We start from the raw sequence: 16,787 nt of genomic DNA, 5'->3' as shown, positions 1-16,787 counted from the left end.
AGCCCAGCATGGCGCGCAAATCGACATGTTCAGCCGGATACCAGCTCGTCGACGTCCTGGTGGACGCGGTATCCCAGGAGCTTTGTCGATGCCTTGGCCGGGCGCCCCGCAATATAGGCGAGGACGGTCAGCAGCGCCTGGTCCTGGCGATGATTGCTGCGGTCGGAACCGCGGGGTGCGATGCAGTCCTCGATCAGGGACAGGTTCGCCCATCGCTCGAGCAGGTCGGCGGCCATGGGGTTGCGGGTGTCGAAGGCGATGCATGCGCCGTTCAGGTTTGCGGCGTCCGCTTTCCAGCCGGTAGGCAGGCCGAGATAATGGAGCATGCCTGGATGCGTCCAGGCGCCAAGCGTTCCAGAGGAACTGGCGCTGTAGTAGCCGAACCTTGCGGTCTCCCGGCGCAACTGGAGCAGCGGCGCCTCGATGACGTTGCCGGCATCCATCCAGCAGACGACGCCGGGCCTTTCCTGGGCAACTGTGCGCAAGATCTGGGGCTTCCACGCATATTGGCCGGCCGATCTGCGGATATCGAGGAAAGCCGGGTAGGCGGCGAAATCGAACCGCATGAGCTTGCCACCGAGTCCCATGACCGAGGCGCACTGGTCGGACGTCAGGCCGAGGTCGTAGACGACGACGGAAGTCGCCGGTTCGTGCCTGCGCGCGCTGGCCAGCAGATTGAGCAGCGAGCGGGCGTGGCTGCTGTCGCTGGCAGTAACCAAAGTCATGCCGGGGGCATATTTGTTGTATATGTTGAAGAGCTTATTTAGCATCCGCGCAACAAGCCTTTCCGAACGTCAGTAGAGCCTGAACGGCCTGCTTGATTCTCGGTCGCTTACATAGATTGGACTTCTGCATTACGCCAGTCTGTCCGATTGGGCACGATGCGGGTTTCAAACTGCATTTTCCGAAGGGCGCGCTGCACGCTGGCGGGGCGGCCCGCATTTCGCGCCATCTCCGCCTCTGCTATCTCTCGGCCCTCCGTTCCTCATTCATGCCGAGTCGCCGATGCCTGTTTATGAGATTGCAGCACTGGGTGCCGCGACATGCTGGGCCGTCACCGGGCTGATCTCGGCCGGGCCTGCCGGCCATCTCGGCGCACCGGCGTTCAACCGGCTGCGCCAACTCTTCGTCACCGGGCTATTGGCGGTCTACGTGCTGGCGACCGGCAGCTGGCGCGAACTCGATGCCGACGTTGCCGGGCCGCTGATCCTGTCGGGCCTGATCGGTATCTTCGCCGGTGACACGCTTTTGTTTGCCGCGCTGAACCGGCTCGGCCCGCGCCGCTCCGGCATATTGTTTGCGCTCAATGCGCCGATTGCTGCCGTGCTTGGCTGGATGGTGCTGGGCGAGGACCTTTCCGCCAAGGCCGCCGCCGGCATCGGGCTGACCGTCGCCGGCGTGCTGCTGGCGATCCTGTTCGGCAAGCGCCGCGACCAGCTGCATGCCTGGGAGACGGTGAAGGGGCCGCTGTGGATCGGCGTGGCGCTCGGACTCGGGGCCGCGACCGGCCAGGCGATCGGCTCGATCATCGCTCGGCCCGTCATGGCGACAGGTATCGACCCGTTCCTCGCTTCGATGCTGCGTGTCGGCATTGCCGCCTTCTGCCTGACGGTGCTGTTGCAACTGCCGATCCCGGCGGTGAAGCCGAAGGGGCCGCTGACCTGGAAAGTGGCGGCGCTGACGGCGCTGACTGGCGTCATCGCGCTGGCCATCGGCATGACGCTGCTTTTGTTTGCGCTGTCCGGCGGCAAGGTCGGCATCGTCTCGACCCTGTCTGCCACGTCGCCCGTGATCATCCTGCCGATGCTGTGGGCCAAGACGGGCGAACGCCCGGCCGGCGGCGCCTGGGCAGGGGCGGCGCTGGTGGTGGCGGGCATGGCGCTGCTGTTCATGAAGTGAGGGCGGCCGACGGCAAATGAGGCCCGCACCCTGCGCCTGAAATTCAGCAGGATTTGTCAATCCGGATGATGCGATCGTGCCGGGCGGAGCAAGGATCAGCTGATGATGCACCAGGCCGACATGAAGAAGCGCCGACTGGCTGATATGCACGGCGTGGCTGCGCCCAATGCCGCGATACCAGAGGCCGTGGCGGCGGCGTTTGCAGCATTCCCCACGCCGGTGCGGGCGCGATTGCTCGAGATACGCGGGCTGATCCTGTCGACGGCGGCCGAAACGCCGGGCGTCGGGCCATTGACCGAAACGCTGAAATGGGGCGAGCCGGCTTATCTGACAGAAGCCAGCGGCAGCGGCTCCACCATACGGCTCGGCTGGCCGAGGCCCGGCGGCCAGACCTGCGCGGTGTATTTCAACTGTCAAACGACGCTGGTGGAGAGTGTTCGCGCCCATTTTGGCGAAACCTTCACCTATCAGGGCAACAGGGCGCTCCTGCTCGACGTCGATAAACCGTTGCCGGCCCCATTGGCGATCTGCCTGGCGATGGCGCTGACCTACCACCGGCGGCAGCGCTGACGTGGCGGCACATCTCAATCAGTGCAGTTTCGTCACCAGCCGCACCAACCAGTCGGTCAGGCCCTTGTAGGGCGGGCGGATCAGGTCACTGGCCGAGGGCTCATATTTGCGCAACACCGGCATCGCCTTGGAGAAGGTGAGGAAACCCTCGCGGCCGTGATAGTGGCCCATGCCGGAGGCGCCGACGCCGCCGAAGGGCAGGTTGGCGCAGGCGAACTGGTAGAGCGTGTCGTTGACACAAACGCCGCCGGCGACGATGCGCGACAGCATGGTTTCGATCTCGGCCTTGTCGTCGCCGAAGCAATAGAGCGCCAGCGGGCGGTCTCGCTCCACGACATAGGCGATGGCATCGTCCAGCGAAGCATAGCCGACGACGGGCAGGATCGGCCCAAAGATCTCGTCGCGCATGACGGCGCTGTCGGAGGCGGGGTCGAGCACGGCGGTCGGCACGAGCAGGCGCTCGCGGCCGGCGGGCAATGTGGCGATGTCGAGCAGTGGGACCCGCTCGTGGCCGCGTACGGCTGCGTCGTCGAGCAGGCCGCTCAGGCGGGTGAACTGGCCGTCATTGACGATCGAGGTGTAGTCGTCGAAACCTTGCCTGGCGTTGTAGCGGGCACTGACTTCCTGCTTGACCAGGCGGACGAGCTCGTCGCGCTTCTGCCGCGGCACCAGAACATAGTCGGGCGCGATGCAGGTCTGGCCGGCGTTGAAGAATTTGCCGGTGGCGATGCGCCGGGCCGTGCGTTCGAGATTGGCCGACGGCGCGACGATGGCGGGCGACTTGCCGCCGAGTTCGAGTGTCACCGGCGTCAGGTTGCGGGCGGCTGCGGCCATCACCTTGCGGCCGACAGCCGTCGAGCCGGTGAAGAACAAATGGTCGAAGGGCAGTTCGGAAAAGGCCGCCGACAGCTCAGTGCCGCCTTGCGCCACCGCCACCCGCGCGGGCGGAAAGACTTCTGCCAGCAGCGACTGCAGGAAGGCGGCGGTGCGCGGCGTGTGTTCGGACGGCTTGAGGAAGACGTGGTTGCCGGCGGCGATGGCCGCGACAAGCGGTGCCAAAGCCAGGTTCACCGGATAGTTCCATGGCGCGATGATGCCGACGACGCCAAGCGGCACGTGGCGGATCTCGGCACTGGCGGGCAGCAGCTTCCAGCCGGCCGAACGACGCTCGGGCTTCATCCACGATTTCAGCATGCGTTGCGTGTGCTTGATTTCAGACAAGACGACGCTGCCTTCGCCGAGCAGGCTTTCATGGCGGGAGCGGTGGCCGAAATCGGCGCTGATTGCCGCGACCATCTCGTCGAGGCGCTGGCCGAAAGTGCGCTGCAGGCGCTTGAGGTCGTCGACGCGCTGGGCATAGGACGGCCGCATCTCGAGCCAGGCGGCGCGCAGCGTGTCGAAGGTTGCCCTGAGGTCGGGCTGGCTGTCGTTAGGCTTCAGCATCGTTTTCCGTCGAACGGGCGAAGAGATACTGCGCTGCATAATAGGTGCCGAGCACCCAGATGGCATTGTAGGGAATGTTCCAGCGGAAGCGGCCATAAGCAAGCACTGTGTCGCTGACCATGAAGAACAGGCCGCCGAGGGCTGCAAGGCGTGCCGCTTTCTGCGCGGGCGTGCCGGCAAGCTGGCGGTCGCGCGACAGCGCCTGGGCGGCCATGGTGGCAAGCACCAGCGCGTAGATCGCAACCGGAATGCGCATGGGCGAGGGCAAATACGACCACAGCCCGGCGAAGACGGCGGCGGCCAAGACGGCGAACAGCGCGAAGATGCCGATATTGCCTGCAAATTTCGAATCGCGGGTCAGCGCCCAGATATAGGCGCAGTGGGTGAGCAGGAAGCAGACGAGGCCGGCAAGGAAATAGTCTCCCGGCAGCATCAGGAAAAAGTCACCCACCGCGGCAAAGCCGAGGCCAATGGCGATCGGCAGGCCATAGGTTCGCGAATCCATGCCGCGCAGCACGGCGATCAGCAAAAGCAGCGTCGCCGTCGGCTTGGTGAGGTAATGCAGCCAGCGCCAGGGCGAGCTGGCATCGGGCGCGATCAGGCTGCCCAGAATGGCCAGCACCGCGCAGATGGCGAAGAGCCCGTAGATCGTTGCGTTGCTGCGTGTCGCCGTGCCCATGCCGCGCGCCCCCTCGTGCTGCCGATGTCAGGATAAGCCAATGTTTTCGGCGGTTTGTCCAGTTACCCTTACGTAAAGTGCGGGAACGACAGGTGCCAATGTTTGGGGGCGGGTCACGGGGCCGTTGCGCAAATGCGATACGCGCGGAGCATAACGCGCTGTAAGGCGAATTGCAGTTTACGTTTCGTTCACCATCGCCTACACCCCGACCTCCCAGAAGCCCGCCAGTGATTTGCGCCCCCGATGCAGAACAAATCCATCCGCTTTCGCGCCCGTTCGTTTGTTGCCTTCGCGCTTGTGCCCGAGGCGCCGCTGGACCAGTGGCTGCAGGATCTCGACCGCTGGATCGAGAATTCTCCCGGCTTTTTCAAGGGTCGGCCGGTGGTGCTGGACCTCAATGCGCTGAAGCCGCTGGCCGACGAAATCGGCGCCCTGGTGGCCCTGATCGCCGAGCGCGGAATCAGGACCTATGCGATCGAGGCCGATTATATCGATTCGCTTGGCGACGAGCTGCCACCGAAACTGGCCGGCGCCAGGAAGACGATGGTCGAGGAAGAACAGGTCGACGCCGAAGCGCTGGCGAAGGCCGAGGAGGCCGCCAAGGCGCCGCTGTCACCGTCCAACACGCTGATCGTCGAGCAGCCGGTGCGTTCCGGCCAGTCGATCGTCCATCCGCATGGCGACGTGATCGTGATGGGCTCGGCAAGCTTCGGTTCCGAGATCCTCGCCGGCGGCTCGATCCACGTTTATGGCACGCTGCGCGGCCGCGCCTTTGCCGGCGCCTGGGGCGACCGCAGCGCCCGCATCTTCTGCCGCCGCAACGAGGCCGAGCTTTTGGCCGTCGACGGCTGGTACCGCACCGCCGAGGACATGGAGCCGTCGATGCATGGCAAGGCGATCCAGGTCCATCTGGAAGACAACGCCATCCAGGTCGCGCCCCTCAATTGACAAACGGAGACAACAAAATGGGCAAGGTAGTGGTCGTCACATCTGGCAAGGGCGGGGTCGGCAAGACGACCTCGACGGCTGCCCTCGGTGCCGTGCTCGCCCAGTCCGGCAAGAAGGTGGTGCTGATCGACTTCGACGTCGGCCTGCGCAATCTCGACCTGGTGATGGGCGCCGAGCGCCGCGTCGTCTTCGACCTGGTCAATGTCACGCAGGGCCAGGCCAAGCTGGCGCAGGCGCTGATCCGCGACAAGCGCGTCGAATCGCTGTTCCTGCTGCCGGCTTCGCAGACGCGCGACAAGGACGCGCTGACCGAGGAGGGTGTCGCCGGTGTCATCAACGCGCTCCGGGACAAGTTCGACTACGTGCTGTGCGACAGCCCGGCCGGCATCGAGCGCGGCGCCCAGCTTGCCATGCGCTTCGCCGACGAGGCCGTCATCGTCACCAACCCGGAAGTCAGCTCCGTCCGCGATTCCGACCGCATCATCGGACTGCTCGATTCCAAGACGCTGAAGGCCGAGAAGGGTGAGCGCGTCACCAAGCACGTGCTGGTAACCCGCTACGACGCCGGCCGCGCGGCCCGCGGTGAGATGCTGTCGATCGACGACGTGCTGGAAATCCTGTCGGTGCCGCTGCTCGGCATCATTCCGGAAAGCCAGGGCGTGTTGCGCGCCTCCAATGTCGGCTCGCCGGTGACGCTGAACGAGCCGACCAATGCCGCTGCGCGCGCCTATGCCGACGCTGCCAAGCGCCTTGAGGGCGAGGACGTACCGATGGTCACGCCGGTCGAGAAGAAAGGTCTCCTTAACCGTCTTCTGGGAAGGAGAGTGGCATGAAACTGCTCGACTTCTTCAAGCGTGGCGGCAGTGCACCGGTGGCGCGCGAGCGTCTGCAGGTGCTGCTCGCCTATGAACGCAACAACCGCAACCAGCCCGATCTCGTCGCAGTGCTGCGCGAGGAGATCATCGCGGTCATCGCCAAGCACGTCCAGGTCAACCAGGACGACGTCAAGATCACCATGGATCGCGGCGCCACCACCTCGACACTGGAAATCGACATCCATATCCCCAACGCCGGCATCAAGGCCGCGGCGGCGATCTGAGCGTAGACCCAGGCTGGCTGGGCGATCCGTTGAGAGGCCGCCGGTGTGCAGGATGTCGTGCCTGCCACGCCGGCGATGGCCTGAGAGGTCGTGGCGGCAGCACCCGCATCGACGATCCCGATGGTGCGGGCAGCTTCAGGCTGCGGCTTCGTGAACTCGCAACCCCGTATCTCGTGGTTGTCATGCGGCGGTCGCTGAGGGGCGTTAGGGCAGGCGGACCTCGAACGATGGACCGCAACGATGCCCGCAGATGCTCTCTCTCCCGACCTGCTCGCTTATTCCAGTGGACACAACACGACCCAGCCGCCGCATCTCGGCACGCGCTATCTACGCGCTGGTGGCTTCCTGCCTGAGCCCGGCAACACCATCGTCTGCCATGTCTCGAAGGGCTCGCCGACGCTGGAAGGTCTGGTCGAGGCTCGCGAGAAATTCCTCGCCATGCCCGAGGCGAGGCACTTCGTCTTCACTCCCATCACCAGCCTGCACATGACGCTGTTCCAGGGCGTCATCGAGTACCGTCGCAAGCCGGGATTCTGGCCGGATGGCGTGGCGCTCGACGCGTCGATCGAGGAGTTGACCGAGATTATGGCCGGGCGGCTGGAGACGCTGCCGGTCTTGGAGCCGTTCCAGGTCGAGGTGACACATGCGCGGCCCTCCGGCCTTCTGGTTGACGGTGCCCGGGAACGCGACCGCAGGGCAATGCGCCAATGGCGCGACGTGCTCGCCGACCTGCTCGGCTACCGCCATCCCGATCATGACGACTACCCGTTCCACATCACCTTCGCCTACGCCATCGACTGGCTCGACGACGACGCCTTGCCGCGCTGGCAGGAGATGCTGGGCGAAGTGGCCGGCGACATCAGGCGCAAGATGCCGATCCTCGAACTCGACCCGCCGGCGTTCTGCTCGTTCGAGGACATGAACCACTTCTGCGAGTTGCTGGTGCTTGGCGGCCTTGGGCGGAAATTGCGGAGGTGGGAGGCACTCGGCAGCTGAATGAATGGATCGCGGCGAGCGTCGCGATCCCGGTGACGACCTGTCCGCCGCCCAGCGCTGGGGCGCCTAAAGGCGCGTGTCGATCCAACTGGTTATGTCGGCAATGGTGTCTTCCTTGCCGATGTCGTTGAGCAGATCGTGATAATGGCCCTCATAGAGCTTCAGCGTCTTGTCCCGGGAGCCGGCGGTTTCGAAGAAGTATTCGCTGCCATGGCAGACGGTGGCCTTGTCGGAGGTGCCGTGCATGATCAGCACCGGCAGGGTGATCATGGGGAACTCCTCACGCAGCCTTTCGTCGGCGCGGACGAGCGCTGCGACGGTCAGCGCCGGCTGAACCTCATGGGCGATCAGCGGGTCGCTGTTGAGAGCTGCCACCGCATCCGGATCGCGGGAAAAATCCTCGTTCTTGAGCTTAAGCACCGGCAGGCGCGGGGCGACGTGGCTGAGCCCCTTGATCGCAGCGAGCGCGAATCCGGGCGCCGGCACCTGGAAGGCAAAACTCTCGCAGATGAAGCCGGCAAGCTCCGACTGGTTTTCGAGCGTGTAAGTGGCCGAGACCACGCCGCCGGCGCTGTGGCCGAGCAGGAACAGCGGTAGGCCGGGATATCGCGACTTGGCAATCCGGATCGCGCCGGCGACATCGCTGACATAGTCGTCGACCGTTTCGACGAAGAAGCGTTCGCCGTCCGATTTGCCGCGTCCGCGCAGGTCGAGCGCGAAGACGGCAAAGCCGTGCTTCACGAGCTGCTCCGCCGCCCAGCCATACTGCCCGCCATGGGAATTGACGCCATGGCAGATGACGACGACGGCGCGCGCCTTGCCTTCCGGTCGCCGCGACCTGAGGAAGATGTTCAGCCCGCCGGCGCTCTGGAATGTCTCTTCGGTCGTATCAGCTCCCCAAGCCTGCATCATGACTACCCCCGCAGTTGATGAAAAGAACCTCCCATCGAGGCCAAGGGACTGTGAGCGCTTTTGCTCAAGCGCGCAAGCATGGGTTGTGCAGGCGCCTGTCGGGAGAAGCCGCGACCTCGTGCGCCTAGCGCCCGGCCGGTTGGAACAGCTCGACGAGATTGCCCGAGGGGTCGACGAGCAGGATCTGCGCGCCGCCGGGGCCCTTGATCATGTCGTTGCGGAACTGCGCGCCCTCGGCCTGCAGTCGCGCCACCTCCGCCGCAAGATCGTCGACGATCAGGTGGATGCGGTTCCAGCCGCCGGCGCGCGGCTGGGCACCATCGGACATCGGCCGTGCCGCCGAGCTGGTCGGGCCGCTGAGCAACAGGCGCAGCGACCCGCGCGAGACGTCGGCAAAGGCCGGCGCATAGTTGGTAAGCACCTCGAAGCCGAGATGGCGCGTGTACCACTCGATCGAGACCTCGACGTCGTCGACGAGGTAGCGGACATTGACCATTTCAGAGGGGACCATGTCAGATGGCATCGGTTGCTCCCGGGATTGGGGGCGCAGTCGCCGCAGCAGTCTGCTACGACGACGCGTCCTTGCCAAGGCGGTGGTCTAGGCGGGCGGGAGTTCGAACAGCAGGGCGCCGTGCTGTCGGCCGCGTTCGACATAGCCGATGATGCGGAACCAGCGCGCGACCTCGGGGCGATCGAGCCAGCCGCGCGAGTGGATCGGCACGTTGCCGGCAAGTTGCTGGATACGGCGGATGTGACGCTTGCAGAACCGGACCGTGGGAGCGGCGAAGAATTCGTCCTGGGCGGCGAAGAGTGTTTCGGCCGCGTCCGAATGCTCGTGCCAGGCGATGATCGCCACCGGGCGGTCACCTTCGACAAGCGCGTGGGCGCGTCCTTCCTTGAGGTTCATCATCAGGTTGTCGTAGGCGCTCTTGGCGTCCTTGCCGGCGGCGGCATACTCGTCGGACATCCGTTTGGACAGGTCGTGGAAGACCACCTCGAGGTCGCCGACGGTCGCTGTTCTTGCGCGCATATCTCCTCCTTCGCACCCCTGGAGGCAGTTTGCCCTAGGGAAGAACGATGTCCAGTGAAGAATTTTTGGCTGTTCCGGTCGCGAGGAAAAGATATTCCAGCAACACTGCGCGTAATTTCGTGCAGCAGATTTGGTGCAGACAGCGAGTTGTTTTGCCGAGTAACAGCTGAAAGCGATGGCTTGTTCCGTCTGGGCATGGTCTGTTCATTCCAGTCCAAGACGTGGCCTTTCCTCGGGCGTAGATGCAAGAGGCTGGCGGCAGGGGCCGCCGCTGCGCCGGCCGTTGCCGGTCGAGGGGCGGGGCATGGGCAGAATCGCATTGTCAGGTCATCGGGCATGGATCGGCAGTGGCGCGCTGGCGCTCTGCTTCGCGATCTCGGCCTGCTCGACGACCACTGAATCGAACTTCGAAGGCCCTGACTATTCCGACGACACGCGCAAGCTGGAAAAGCAGATGATGGCGGACGCGTCTGCGCTGGGAACGGCGCAAGGCGTCGCGGGGGTAGCCGCCTCGATGCTGCCAATGGGTGCCGGCAGCCTTGTCACCACGACGGCGGGCAGGGCTGCCCGCGACGCGATGATCATCCGCCACGACAAGCTGATGCGCGAGCAGATCGAGCGCGACAACGCCGAATTCTACAAGCGCTACGGCATTACGGAGGCGGATGCCGGCCCTGTCGTCGCAAACCGGAGCCCGGGCGAGCGCAAGCGTTGCGTCAGGAGAGGCGGGGTGCGGCGGTGCTGAGATTGCGGTCTTTTCGCAGCCTCCCTCAAACCCTGCATCGGCAATTCTGAAAAGCCATCCCCGACCGGCCGTGTTCCGAAACCAGGGATGGTTCTACGATACGGCCTTCAACCAGGCGGCCAAGCAATTGAGCCACGCCCGTTGCCAAGCCCACAAGCAGCAGGACCAGCAGGACATTCACCGACCGCTTGATGGTGTAATACATCGGGCGATTGGTCGCCTTCAGTGCCTTGATGCGCGCCAGCAGGGGAGAGAGCCGGGCAAAGGCCCTGTTGGCCAGGCCACGATGATCCTCCGGCGTGTTGGGCACGACCGAGGCGCGGGTTATGCCCTGGTAGAAGAAGTTAAACAGCGCCCCGATCGGGTTCAACGGGCGCCTGACGTCGCACATCAGGATGAGGCGGTCGGAGTCGGTGTCGTTGCGGACATAATGCAGGTAGGTCTCGTCGAACATCAGCACCTCGCCGTCGCGCCAGCTCTGATCGCGGCCATCGACATTGATGAAGCAGTCGTCCGAATTGGGTGTCGCCAGGCCAAGATGATAGCGCAGGGAGACCGCGAGGGGATCGGCATGCCGGGAGAGTATTGAGCGCGCCGGCAGGAGGGCGAACATGGCGCCATGCACCGCCGGCACCTGCTGCAATATCTCCGTCGTCCGGGGACAGAGCCGTCGCGCGGAATGGTGGGTGTAACCGTACCAGTTGAGGTAGAAGCGGCTCCAGCCATATTTGAAGAAGGTCCGAAAGCCGACATCGTAGGAGCCAGCGGTGCCCGGACGCTTGGTCGCGTCAAAATAGCCCTGGCGCACCAGCTCCAGCCCTTCGTCGCGGATCGTCTGCCAGTTCTGGCGCAGCAGGCCGACTTCAGGGAATTCGGCCGGGTCGAGGATGGCCTTCGATCCACGCCGCAACGTGGTCATGTAGAGCACGCAATTGAGGGGCGTGAAGATCGGCCAACCCTTGCGGATGTACTCGGTCAGGCTGTTGTAGCGAGCCTCACCCCTGAAACGGTAGACATAGACGATGCTTATGGCGGCGAGCGCCAGAATGAACGCGGAAACCAGCATGAGTTCTCCTTGGAAAACCTTCCGCGCGACTGATTACGGATGACGCATTGCAGCAGCATTACGTGACGGTGCCAGGCTACAGCTCGCCACCGATCGGCATTGCTGCCGGCAGATCGGATCGTTGGGTCGGGCAAATTGGCTGGCATTCCTTGGCTGGCCGAAATCCGGTCGAGCGGGAAGATCACCAAGGCCGCAGATCTCGCCGGAGTGTCATACCGCCATGCCTGGAACCTGATCGAGAAATGGTCGGCCTTTTCGACACCCCAGACCTCGCTTGCCTCGCTCGCCCATGACGGCTGCGACCTCGCCGGTATGCACCTGCCGCAAGGCGAATTGCGCAAGCGGACGATCGCTGCCAGCAAGGGCTGGCTGAATGCCGGCACGCACAGGGTCATCGGTTTCGTCACCCGCGAGATGGGGCTGATGGTGGCACCGGGCAATCCGCTCGGCATCACCACGCTCGAGCGGCTGCTCGACCCACAGATCCGCTTCGTAAACCGCGATCCCGATTCGGGCACACGCATGCTGTTGACTCAATTGCTCGCCCAGCATCGCATCGACCCGCAGCACATCAACGGTTTCGAGCATGCCGAATTCACCCATGCGGCGGTTGCCGCCTATGTTGCCTCCGGCATGGCCGACGTCGCTTTCGGCGTCGAGGCCGCGGCGCGCCAGTTCGGCCTCGATTTCGTGCGCCTTGTGACCGAGGACTATTTCTTCGTCAGCCGCAAGGAGATCCTTGAGCTCGAAGCGGTCAGGCGTGTGCTGTCGGTGATGCGCAGCCAGGAGTTCCATGCCGCAATCGCCCAGCTTCCCGGCTACCAGGTCAATGACGCCGGCTCGATCAGGACGGTACGCGAGGTGTTCAGGACGATGGAGTAAGCTGCGCCAGCAGTGCGGATCTGTGCTTCCCGCAATGTCACTGCAGGAATCCTATAGTCTCCGAGGCTCTTCGCTGTCGCTTCGGGCGTTCGTCGCTCGAAAGGCCAAGCAATTGGCTTTTGGTCCACTTCCCGGACCGCTCCTCGCCGCTGCGCTCCTGCGTCGCGTTGGCATGACGACGAGATAGGTGCGCCCAACCTTCAAAGCAGAACGTGGCGGTGGCGGCCAGCAATAGCAAGAGCGGCCCGCTTGGAGTTACCAAGTCGGGCCGTCTGCATTGCGCGGTGGGCGTTGGGGTGGGGCAGCCGACGCAATACTCACACCTAGGATTTACGGCACCGCGTCGGCGCACTACCCCACCTTCCCACGCTCGAATCTACGCCCGTCGGAGGTGCGCCGACAATTAGCTCATTGGATGGGTTGATGTAGCTTGTTCGTCTTATGGAGCCGCTGACGTCGAGGCTCGATCTTGAACGTATGCGCATCCGGTCGGCCTGGGCGCTGCCTGCCCTGATGACCGTTCCAGCCCGTCCTGCGAGACGATCCGTGCCGCAGCCGGTGTTCGATCCGTCTCAAATATGGTCGAATGCGGCTGCAATCACCGGGGAGATCAGAGGTGGAAGACAGGGACACGCGCCGGCTCGAGATGGTCGTGCTGATGACGCCCGAAATGGCGAATTTCAGCGGTAAGGTGCATGGCGGGGCCTTGCTCAATCTGCTCGACCGCGTCGCCTTCTCATGCGCCTCGCGCTATTCCAACAAATATGCCGTCACGCTCTCGGTCGACCAGGTGGTGTTCCGGGAGCCGATCAATGTCGGCGAGCTTGTCACGTTCCGGGCATCGGTCAATTTTGCCGGCCGCACCTCGATGGAAATCGGCATCCACGTCGAAGCCGAAAACATCCGTTCCGGCACCCGCCGTCACACCAATTCCTGCTACTTCACCATGGTGGCAGTGGACGAAGACGGCCGCCCGACCGGGATCCCGCCTTTTGTGCCGTCGACCGACATCGACCGCAGACGCCACCGCGCCGCTGAACTGCGCCGCGAACTGAGGCGGGAGTTCGAGGGGCGCTTTCGGGCCGCAGCGAATGCGGGCGAAGAGTAGCGGCCTGTATGTTGGATGGTGCAGCCACTCGCCACCCGCCGAATACTCTCGGCTGTGACGAATGGCGTCTCAGCTGCCGGCAGATCGCTGCCGATGAACGTCCCTTGCTCTCTGGTGGCCTATCAAACATAGGCTGTCGTCAGTTGGATTCCCACGTGCCGTGGATCCCGCGAAAAAGGATGATCCGATGCTTGAAAGAATAAACCCCGATATCAGGTGGAGTGACGCTGTCGTCGTCGGCAACCTGATTTTCGTCGCCGGTCACACCGCCGAGAAGACGCGAGGCCAATCGGTGCGCCTACAGACGGAAGAGGTCCTTCAGTTGCTCGACGAGACGCTGGCGCAGGCCGGGGTGACGAAAAAGAACCTCGCCATGGTGCAGATCTATCTGGCCGACATGTCGAACTTCGACCAGATGAACGAGGCCTGGGACCAATGGGTCATTCCCGGCGAGGCGCCGGCGCGAGCTACGGTCGAATCCAGGCTCGCATATCCCGATCTCGGCGTTGAGATCACGGCGGTAGCTGCGCGGTAGGGCAGGTGGGGAATGCTGCCGGGCGCCGCCTCTCGTCAAGATACCAGCGGTCCGTCGCGTCGCGATGGATTTCAACGAAGACTCCGAAATCTTCCAGGTTCGACGCGGCCGCCATCGCTCCTAAATGTTGGAAGCTTCACGGAGAAACCTGACGCACCATTCCTTTATCCAGGCGACGGTGCGCAGTTCTTCCTCGGAGAGATCACTCAGATCTGAACTGTCATGTCGAACCCGTAGGATCGACAGCGTTTTCGAGTAATGTCCTTCATCAAAGCGCAGGCGCTTTGACCGCAAGAGCGCGTTGATGTCCTTATCGGTCTTGGAAATGTTGTAGTTTTCCGGGACCAGATCGCCTGAGATGGGCTGCCCCGGGAGCAGCCTGACGCACAATGCCAAACCCGAAGCTCCCTATGAGGTCCCAGACTTGAAAGAGACCATCGACCGACGGTAGCCGGGCGGGATAACCCAGATTTTGCAGATGGCGCGGCTGGCGAAGGATCAAATGCCCAATCATTTGGGATTTGGCAATCGGCCGACCGCAACATCCGCCTGTCAGTGATATGGGCGGGTGCAACTGATGAGCGAAGGAAATCTATCGAAGGCGGATTTGGTTGTCGGGTAAGGCTCCGCCTTGACGCACGTCAAAGCGGACCAACGCCAACATGTCATGGTTTGCTCGGAGTGGAGCAACTCAATGAGCTACAACACGATCCTCCTGCAACTCGATATCGACCGTCCTGTCCGGTCTAGGGTAGCCTATGCAAAAGCCGCGGCTCTGATGTTTGACGCAGATTTGATAGGCTTCTGCGCGGCCGAGCCGAGATATGTCATGCCGACAGGTGACAGCGACCTCGCAATTGCAGAAGCGATGCAGCGCCAAGTCGACGAAATTGAGGACCGCCTCGCAAAGGTAAGGCAGGAATTTTTCCAACTGGCAGGTGACGACAAACGTGTCTCCTGGCGTGGTGAAATCGGCAATCCCAACCAACTGCTAGCACTGCACTCGCGCGCGGCAGACTTGATCGTCGCAGGATCTGGGCCTCTATCGGCGGTCGACTCCAACCGAACTGTGGACCATGGAACTCTGCTGCTTTCCGCAGGGCGCCCAGTGCTGCTGGCGCCTGCCGATTTCAAGCCCGTCATCGCTGAGGCTGTCTTGATCGCGTGGAAGGATACGCGCGAGGCCCGGCGTGCAGTCGCAGATGCGATGCCTTTCCTTACAGCTGCGTCGCGGGTGCGCGTCGTGGCTCTCGGAGGCGCCGACGGCACAGCGAGACAAGGCATCGATGATGTCGTCAGCTTTCTCGCTCGACATGGTGTTAGGGCAACCGCAGAGTCCATTGATGTCGGCGGAGCAGATGAGGCCGAAGCCTTAATCCAGATTGCCGATGAATATGGCGCTGATCTGCTTGTCTCCGGTGCCTACGGTCATAGCCGGATCCGAGAATGGGCGTTTGGCGGTGTCACTCGTGCCCTGCTTAGAAGTCCAGCGATAAATCGGCTGATGTCAAACTGACGGTGATCCAGGGTGCAGCAATGCCCAACCTTGAACTGGTTTCCATGTTGCCGAGCCCATATGCGTATGTCTCGCGAAGTGGCACCCTCGAACAACTCGGCGACCTGCTGGCTGTAAGCTTTGAGAAGCTCTACGGGGCGCTATCGTCGACCATGGTCGTTCCGGCAGGCCCACGTCTGGTTCGCTATCGCAAGATCGACGAGAATGAGGTTCTTTTCGACGCAGGCTTCCCGATACGCGAGGATCAATTCAGAATCTTGCGTGGGTCCGGCTTAGGGCTTGGCGCAACGGCGGCCGGAGAAGCAGTCAGGGCTCAACAAGTTGGTTCCAGAGAGCCATTGACCGACACCTACAGGGCTGTGCTTGCGGAAATTCACGCGCGCGGGCTCACCGCGACTGGCGACATGTGGGAATCCTATCCAGGCAGGTCGACAAGCGAGACTGTGACCGAACTGCTCTGGCCCCTTCGCGATGTGCCTGACTTCGTCTTCACGCCCAATGTGCCGTCATGGTCACCGCCAGTTTGACATACGTCAATGTGGTCGAGGGTGCTCGGCGTAACATTCAGGAACATCGTCTCAAGGAAGAGCTGGGAGAGCGCCTCTCCAACCTGCGTGGCCATCTGTGCACGCGGCGGCACAGCTGCCCAAACGAGGCGATAGGTCAACGTTCAAGAAGGATCAATTCCATGGCTGATACATCGACCAAACTTCCCGCAACGGCCGAGAAGGAAAATGTACCGCAGGCTCGCGGCGGAGGATGGACTTCGTTTGAGTCCTTGCGCCGAGAGGTCGATCGTCTCTTCGATGATTTCCATCCATTTGGTTGGCGCGGCGCTATTCCAAGGTTGCCGGAGCTACGCACTCCCTTTGCAGGCAATTGGCCATTGGCTCCTGCGATGGATCTGGTCGAAAAGGACGGGGAGTACGAAATCACGGCCGAACTCCCTGGGACCGACGAGAAGGACATCGATATCAAGGTCACCAACCACGTGCTGACGATCAAGGGTGAAAAATCCGAGGAAAAGGAAGAGAAGAAGAAAGACTATTTCCTGTCAGAGCGCCGTTACGGTTCATTCCAGCGGTCCGTTCAGATTCCCGAGGGGGTCGATGCCGACAAGATCGAAGCCACCTTCTCGAAGGGCATCTTGACTGTCAGGCTGCCGAAGACTGCGGAAGCCCAGAAGCCTGAAAAGACGATCACGGTGAAGGCCGCATAGGGCCAACCATAATGCTGAGTGTTGGCGCGTTCATGGCGCCGACACTCATGCCAGGAGGTCTCCGATGAGCCGGCGACGTGAAACTTCGCATGGGACTGAACCCTGAAGCTGGCGTCGGCGCCCTGAGGCACCTGGGGCTT

At 63.0% G+C, this 16,787-nt stretch carries 20 protein-coding genes; 13 read left to right on the top strand and 7 right to left on the bottom strand.

The genetic code is table 11. The features are described 5' to 3' along the window. Window positions 1-29: 29 nt before the first annotated feature. On the bottom strand, window positions 30-770 hold the full coding sequence (locus tag SLT36_RS18105; RefSeq protein ID WP_432283795.1) for a hypothetical protein: 741 nt from the start codon (window positions 768-770) through the stop codon (window positions 30-32). A 235-nt stretch (window positions 771-1,005) separates the two neighbouring features. Here SLT36_RS18105 and SLT36_RS18100 point away from each other — a divergent pair, with 235 nt between their 5' ends. Further along, a complete protein-coding gene (locus SLT36_RS18100) occupies window positions 1,006-1,899 on the top strand; it encodes a DMT family transporter (RefSeq protein ID WP_432283793.1) in 894 nt (297 codons plus the stop codon). A 102-nt stretch (window positions 1,900-2,001) separates the two neighbouring features. Then, a complete protein-coding gene (locus SLT36_RS18095) occupies window positions 2,002-2,469 on the top strand; it encodes a DUF1801 domain-containing protein (RefSeq protein WP_432283791.1) in 468 nt (155 codons plus the stop codon). A gap of 18 nt (window positions 2,470-2,487) precedes the next feature. Here the strand turns inward: SLT36_RS18095 and SLT36_RS18090 are convergent, their stop codons facing one another. Both SLT36_RS18090 and SLT36_RS18085 read right to left on the bottom strand, forming a co-directional pair. After that, window positions 2,488-3,912: a coniferyl aldehyde dehydrogenase gene (locus tag SLT36_RS18090; protein WP_432283789.1), complete on the bottom strand. Its 1,425-nt coding sequence runs from the start codon at window positions 3,910-3,912 to the stop codon at window positions 2,488-2,490. Beyond that, complete coding sequence (locus SLT36_RS18085; RefSeq protein ID WP_432283787.1) at window positions 3,899-4,591, bottom strand: lysoplasmalogenase; 693 nt, start codon at window positions 4,589-4,591, stop codon at window positions 3,899-3,901. Before SLT36_RS18085 ends, SLT36_RS18090 begins: the two co-directional genes overlap by 14 nt. 243 nt (window positions 4,592-4,834) lie before the next feature. On the opposite strand from SLT36_RS18085, the gene minC reads away from it, so the two are divergent. From minC to SLT36_RS18065, 4 genes are all read left to right on the top strand, one after another. Beyond that, a complete protein-coding gene (gene minC, locus SLT36_RS18080) occupies window positions 4,835-5,539 on the top strand; it encodes a septum site-determining protein MinC (protein WP_067961361.1) in 705 nt (234 codons plus the stop codon). A 17-nt stretch (window positions 5,540-5,556) separates the two neighbouring features. Beyond that, the gene (gene minD / locus SLT36_RS18075) at window positions 5,557-6,372 is read left to right on the top strand and encodes a septum site-determining protein MinD (protein ID WP_067961362.1); all 816 of its coding nucleotides are present in this window, start codon (window positions 5,557-5,559) and stop codon (window positions 6,370-6,372) included. Beyond that, window positions 6,369-6,638 (top strand): cell division topological specificity factor MinE, encoded by a 270-nt coding sequence (gene minE, locus SLT36_RS18070; protein WP_067961364.1) that lies wholly within the window; start codon window positions 6,369-6,371, stop codon window positions 6,636-6,638. Before minD ends, minE begins: the two co-directional genes overlap by 4 nt. Before the next feature lie 240 nt (window positions 6,639-6,878). Continuing rightward, entirely contained in the window at window positions 6,879-7,634 is a 756-nt protein-coding gene (locus SLT36_RS18065) for a DUF1868 domain-containing protein (RefSeq protein ID WP_432283786.1), read from the top strand. A 66-nt stretch (window positions 7,635-7,700) separates the two neighbouring features. Here SLT36_RS18065 and SLT36_RS18060 read toward each other — a convergent pair whose 3' ends face one another. The 3 genes from SLT36_RS18060 to SLT36_RS18050 all read right to left on the bottom strand — a co-directional run bounded on the left by SLT36_RS18060 (window position 7,701) and on the right by SLT36_RS18050 (window position 9,576). Further along, window positions 7,701-8,546, bottom strand: coding sequence for a lysophospholipase (locus SLT36_RS18060; RefSeq protein ID WP_432283785.1), 846 nt, complete (start codon window positions 8,544-8,546; stop codon window positions 7,701-7,703). A gap of 124 nt (window positions 8,547-8,670) precedes the next feature. Beyond that, window positions 8,671-9,069: a VOC family protein gene (locus SLT36_RS18055; protein ID WP_432283784.1), complete on the bottom strand. Its 399-nt coding sequence runs from the start codon at window positions 9,067-9,069 to the stop codon at window positions 8,671-8,673. A gap of 75 nt (window positions 9,070-9,144) precedes the next feature. After that, window positions 9,145-9,576: a hypothetical protein gene (locus SLT36_RS18050; protein ID WP_432283783.1), complete on the bottom strand. Its 432-nt coding sequence runs from the start codon at window positions 9,574-9,576 to the stop codon at window positions 9,145-9,147. A 304-nt stretch (window positions 9,577-9,880) separates the two neighbouring features. On the opposite strand from SLT36_RS18050, the gene SLT36_RS18045 reads away from it, so the two are divergent. After that, on the top strand, window positions 9,881-10,321 hold the full coding sequence (locus tag SLT36_RS18045) for a hypothetical protein (protein WP_432283782.1): 441 nt from the start codon (window positions 9,881-9,883) through the stop codon (window positions 10,319-10,321). A gap of 25 nt (window positions 10,322-10,346) precedes the next feature. On the opposite strand, the gene SLT36_RS18040 is transcribed toward SLT36_RS18045, so the two are convergent. Further along, window positions 10,347-11,387, bottom strand: coding sequence for an aspartyl/asparaginyl beta-hydroxylase domain-containing protein (locus SLT36_RS18040; RefSeq protein ID WP_432283781.1), 1,041 nt, complete (start codon window positions 11,385-11,387; stop codon window positions 10,347-10,349). 135 nt (window positions 11,388-11,522) lie between these two features. On the opposite strand from SLT36_RS18040, the gene SLT36_RS18035 reads away from it, so the two are divergent. The 6 genes from SLT36_RS18035 (at window position 11,523) to SLT36_RS18010 (ending at window position 16,647) form a co-directional block, all read left to right on the top strand. Further along, window positions 11,523-12,269 carry a substrate-binding domain-containing protein gene (locus SLT36_RS18035; protein ID WP_432283780.1) on the top strand — a complete coding sequence of 249 codons (747 nt, stop codon included), beginning with the start codon at window positions 11,523-11,525 and terminating at the stop codon, window positions 12,267-12,269. A gap of 646 nt (window positions 12,270-12,915) precedes the next feature. Continuing rightward, on the top strand, window positions 12,916-13,377 hold the full coding sequence (locus SLT36_RS18030; protein ID WP_432288384.1) for an acyl-CoA thioesterase: 462 nt from the start codon (window positions 12,916-12,918) through the stop codon (window positions 13,375-13,377). Window positions 13,378-13,564: 187 nt separating this feature from the next. Further along, a complete protein-coding gene (locus SLT36_RS18025) occupies window positions 13,565-13,912 on the top strand; it encodes a RidA family protein (RefSeq protein WP_432283779.1) in 348 nt (115 codons plus the stop codon). A 694-nt stretch (window positions 13,913-14,606) separates the two neighbouring features. After that, window positions 14,607-15,428, top strand: coding sequence for a universal stress protein (locus SLT36_RS18020; protein ID WP_432283778.1), 822 nt, complete (start codon window positions 14,607-14,609; stop codon window positions 15,426-15,428). A gap of 20 nt (window positions 15,429-15,448) precedes the next feature. After that, window positions 15,449-15,955 (top strand): hypothetical protein, encoded by a 507-nt coding sequence (locus SLT36_RS18015; protein WP_432283777.1) that lies wholly within the window; start codon window positions 15,449-15,451, stop codon window positions 15,953-15,955. Window positions 15,956-16,116: 161 nt separating this feature from the next. Next, a complete protein-coding gene (locus SLT36_RS18010) occupies window positions 16,117-16,647 on the top strand; it encodes an Hsp20/alpha crystallin family protein (RefSeq protein WP_432283776.1) in 531 nt (176 codons plus the stop codon). Window positions 16,648-16,787: the final 140 nt, after the last annotated feature.

The sequence above is a fragment of the Aminobacter sp. BA135 genome, assembly GCF_050859125.1.
Classification (GTDB): domain Bacteria; phylum Pseudomonadota; class Alphaproteobacteria; order Rhizobiales; family Rhizobiaceae; genus Aminobacter; species Aminobacter ciceronei.
The sequence above is the reverse complement of the archived record's forward strand: the minus strand, read 5'-3'. Positions and strand labels throughout refer to the sequence as shown.

What these genes read in the sequence shown, in the direction of transcription:
- SLT36_RS18105 (WP_432283795.1), bottom strand. Translation starts at nt 770, where the DNA reads ATGCTAAATAAGCTCTTCAACATATACAACAAATATGCCCCCGGCATG.
- SLT36_RS18100 (WP_432283793.1), top strand. Translation starts at nt 1,006, where the DNA reads ATGCCTGTTTATGAGATTGCAGCACTGGGTGCCGCGACATGCTGGGCC.
- SLT36_RS18095 (WP_432283791.1), top strand. Translation starts at nt 2,002, where the DNA reads ATGATGCACCAGGCCGACATGAAGAAGCGCCGACTGGCTGATATGCAC.
- SLT36_RS18090 (WP_432283789.1), bottom strand. Translation starts at nt 3,912, where the DNA reads ATGCTGAAGCCTAACGACAGCCAGCCCGACCTCAGGGCAACCTTCGAC.
- SLT36_RS18085 (WP_432283787.1), bottom strand. Translation starts at nt 4,591, where the DNA reads ATGGGCACGGCGACACGCAGCAACGCAACGATCTACGGGCTCTTCGCC.
- minC (WP_067961361.1), top strand. Translation starts at nt 4,835, where the DNA reads ATGCAGAACAAATCCATCCGCTTTCGCGCCCGTTCGTTTGTTGCCTTC.
- minD (WP_067961362.1), top strand. Translation starts at nt 5,557, where the DNA reads ATGGGCAAGGTAGTGGTCGTCACATCTGGCAAGGGCGGGGTCGGCAAG.
- minE (WP_067961364.1), top strand. Translation starts at nt 6,369, where the DNA reads ATGAAACTGCTCGACTTCTTCAAGCGTGGCGGCAGTGCACCGGTGGCG.
- SLT36_RS18065 (WP_432283786.1), top strand. Translation starts at nt 6,879, where the DNA reads ATGCCCGCAGATGCTCTCTCTCCCGACCTGCTCGCTTATTCCAGTGGA.
- SLT36_RS18060 (WP_432283785.1), bottom strand. Translation starts at nt 8,546, where the DNA reads ATGATGCAGGCTTGGGGAGCTGATACGACCGAAGAGACATTCCAGAGC.
- SLT36_RS18055 (WP_432283784.1), bottom strand. Translation starts at nt 9,069, where the DNA reads ATGCCATCTGACATGGTCCCCTCTGAAATGGTCAATGTCCGCTACCTC.
- SLT36_RS18050 (WP_432283783.1), bottom strand. Translation starts at nt 9,576, where the DNA reads ATGCGCGCAAGAACAGCGACCGTCGGCGACCTCGAGGTGGTCTTCCAC.
- SLT36_RS18045 (WP_432283782.1), top strand. Translation starts at nt 9,881, where the DNA reads ATGGGCAGAATCGCATTGTCAGGTCATCGGGCATGGATCGGCAGTGGC.
- SLT36_RS18040 (WP_432283781.1), bottom strand. Translation starts at nt 11,387, where the DNA reads ATGCTGGTTTCCGCGTTCATTCTGGCGCTCGCCGCCATAAGCATCGTC.
- SLT36_RS18030 (WP_432288384.1), top strand. Translation starts at nt 12,916, where the DNA reads ATGGTCGTGCTGATGACGCCCGAAATGGCGAATTTCAGCGGTAAGGTG.
- SLT36_RS18025 (WP_432283779.1), top strand. Translation starts at nt 13,565, where the DNA reads ATGCTTGAAAGAATAAACCCCGATATCAGGTGGAGTGACGCTGTCGTC.
- SLT36_RS18020 (WP_432283778.1), top strand. Translation starts at nt 14,607, where the DNA reads ATGAGCTACAACACGATCCTCCTGCAACTCGATATCGACCGTCCTGTC.
- SLT36_RS18015 (WP_432283777.1), top strand. Translation starts at nt 15,449, where the DNA reads ATGCCCAACCTTGAACTGGTTTCCATGTTGCCGAGCCCATATGCGTAT.
- SLT36_RS18010 (WP_432283776.1), top strand. Translation starts at nt 16,117, where the DNA reads ATGGCTGATACATCGACCAAACTTCCCGCAACGGCCGAGAAGGAAAAT.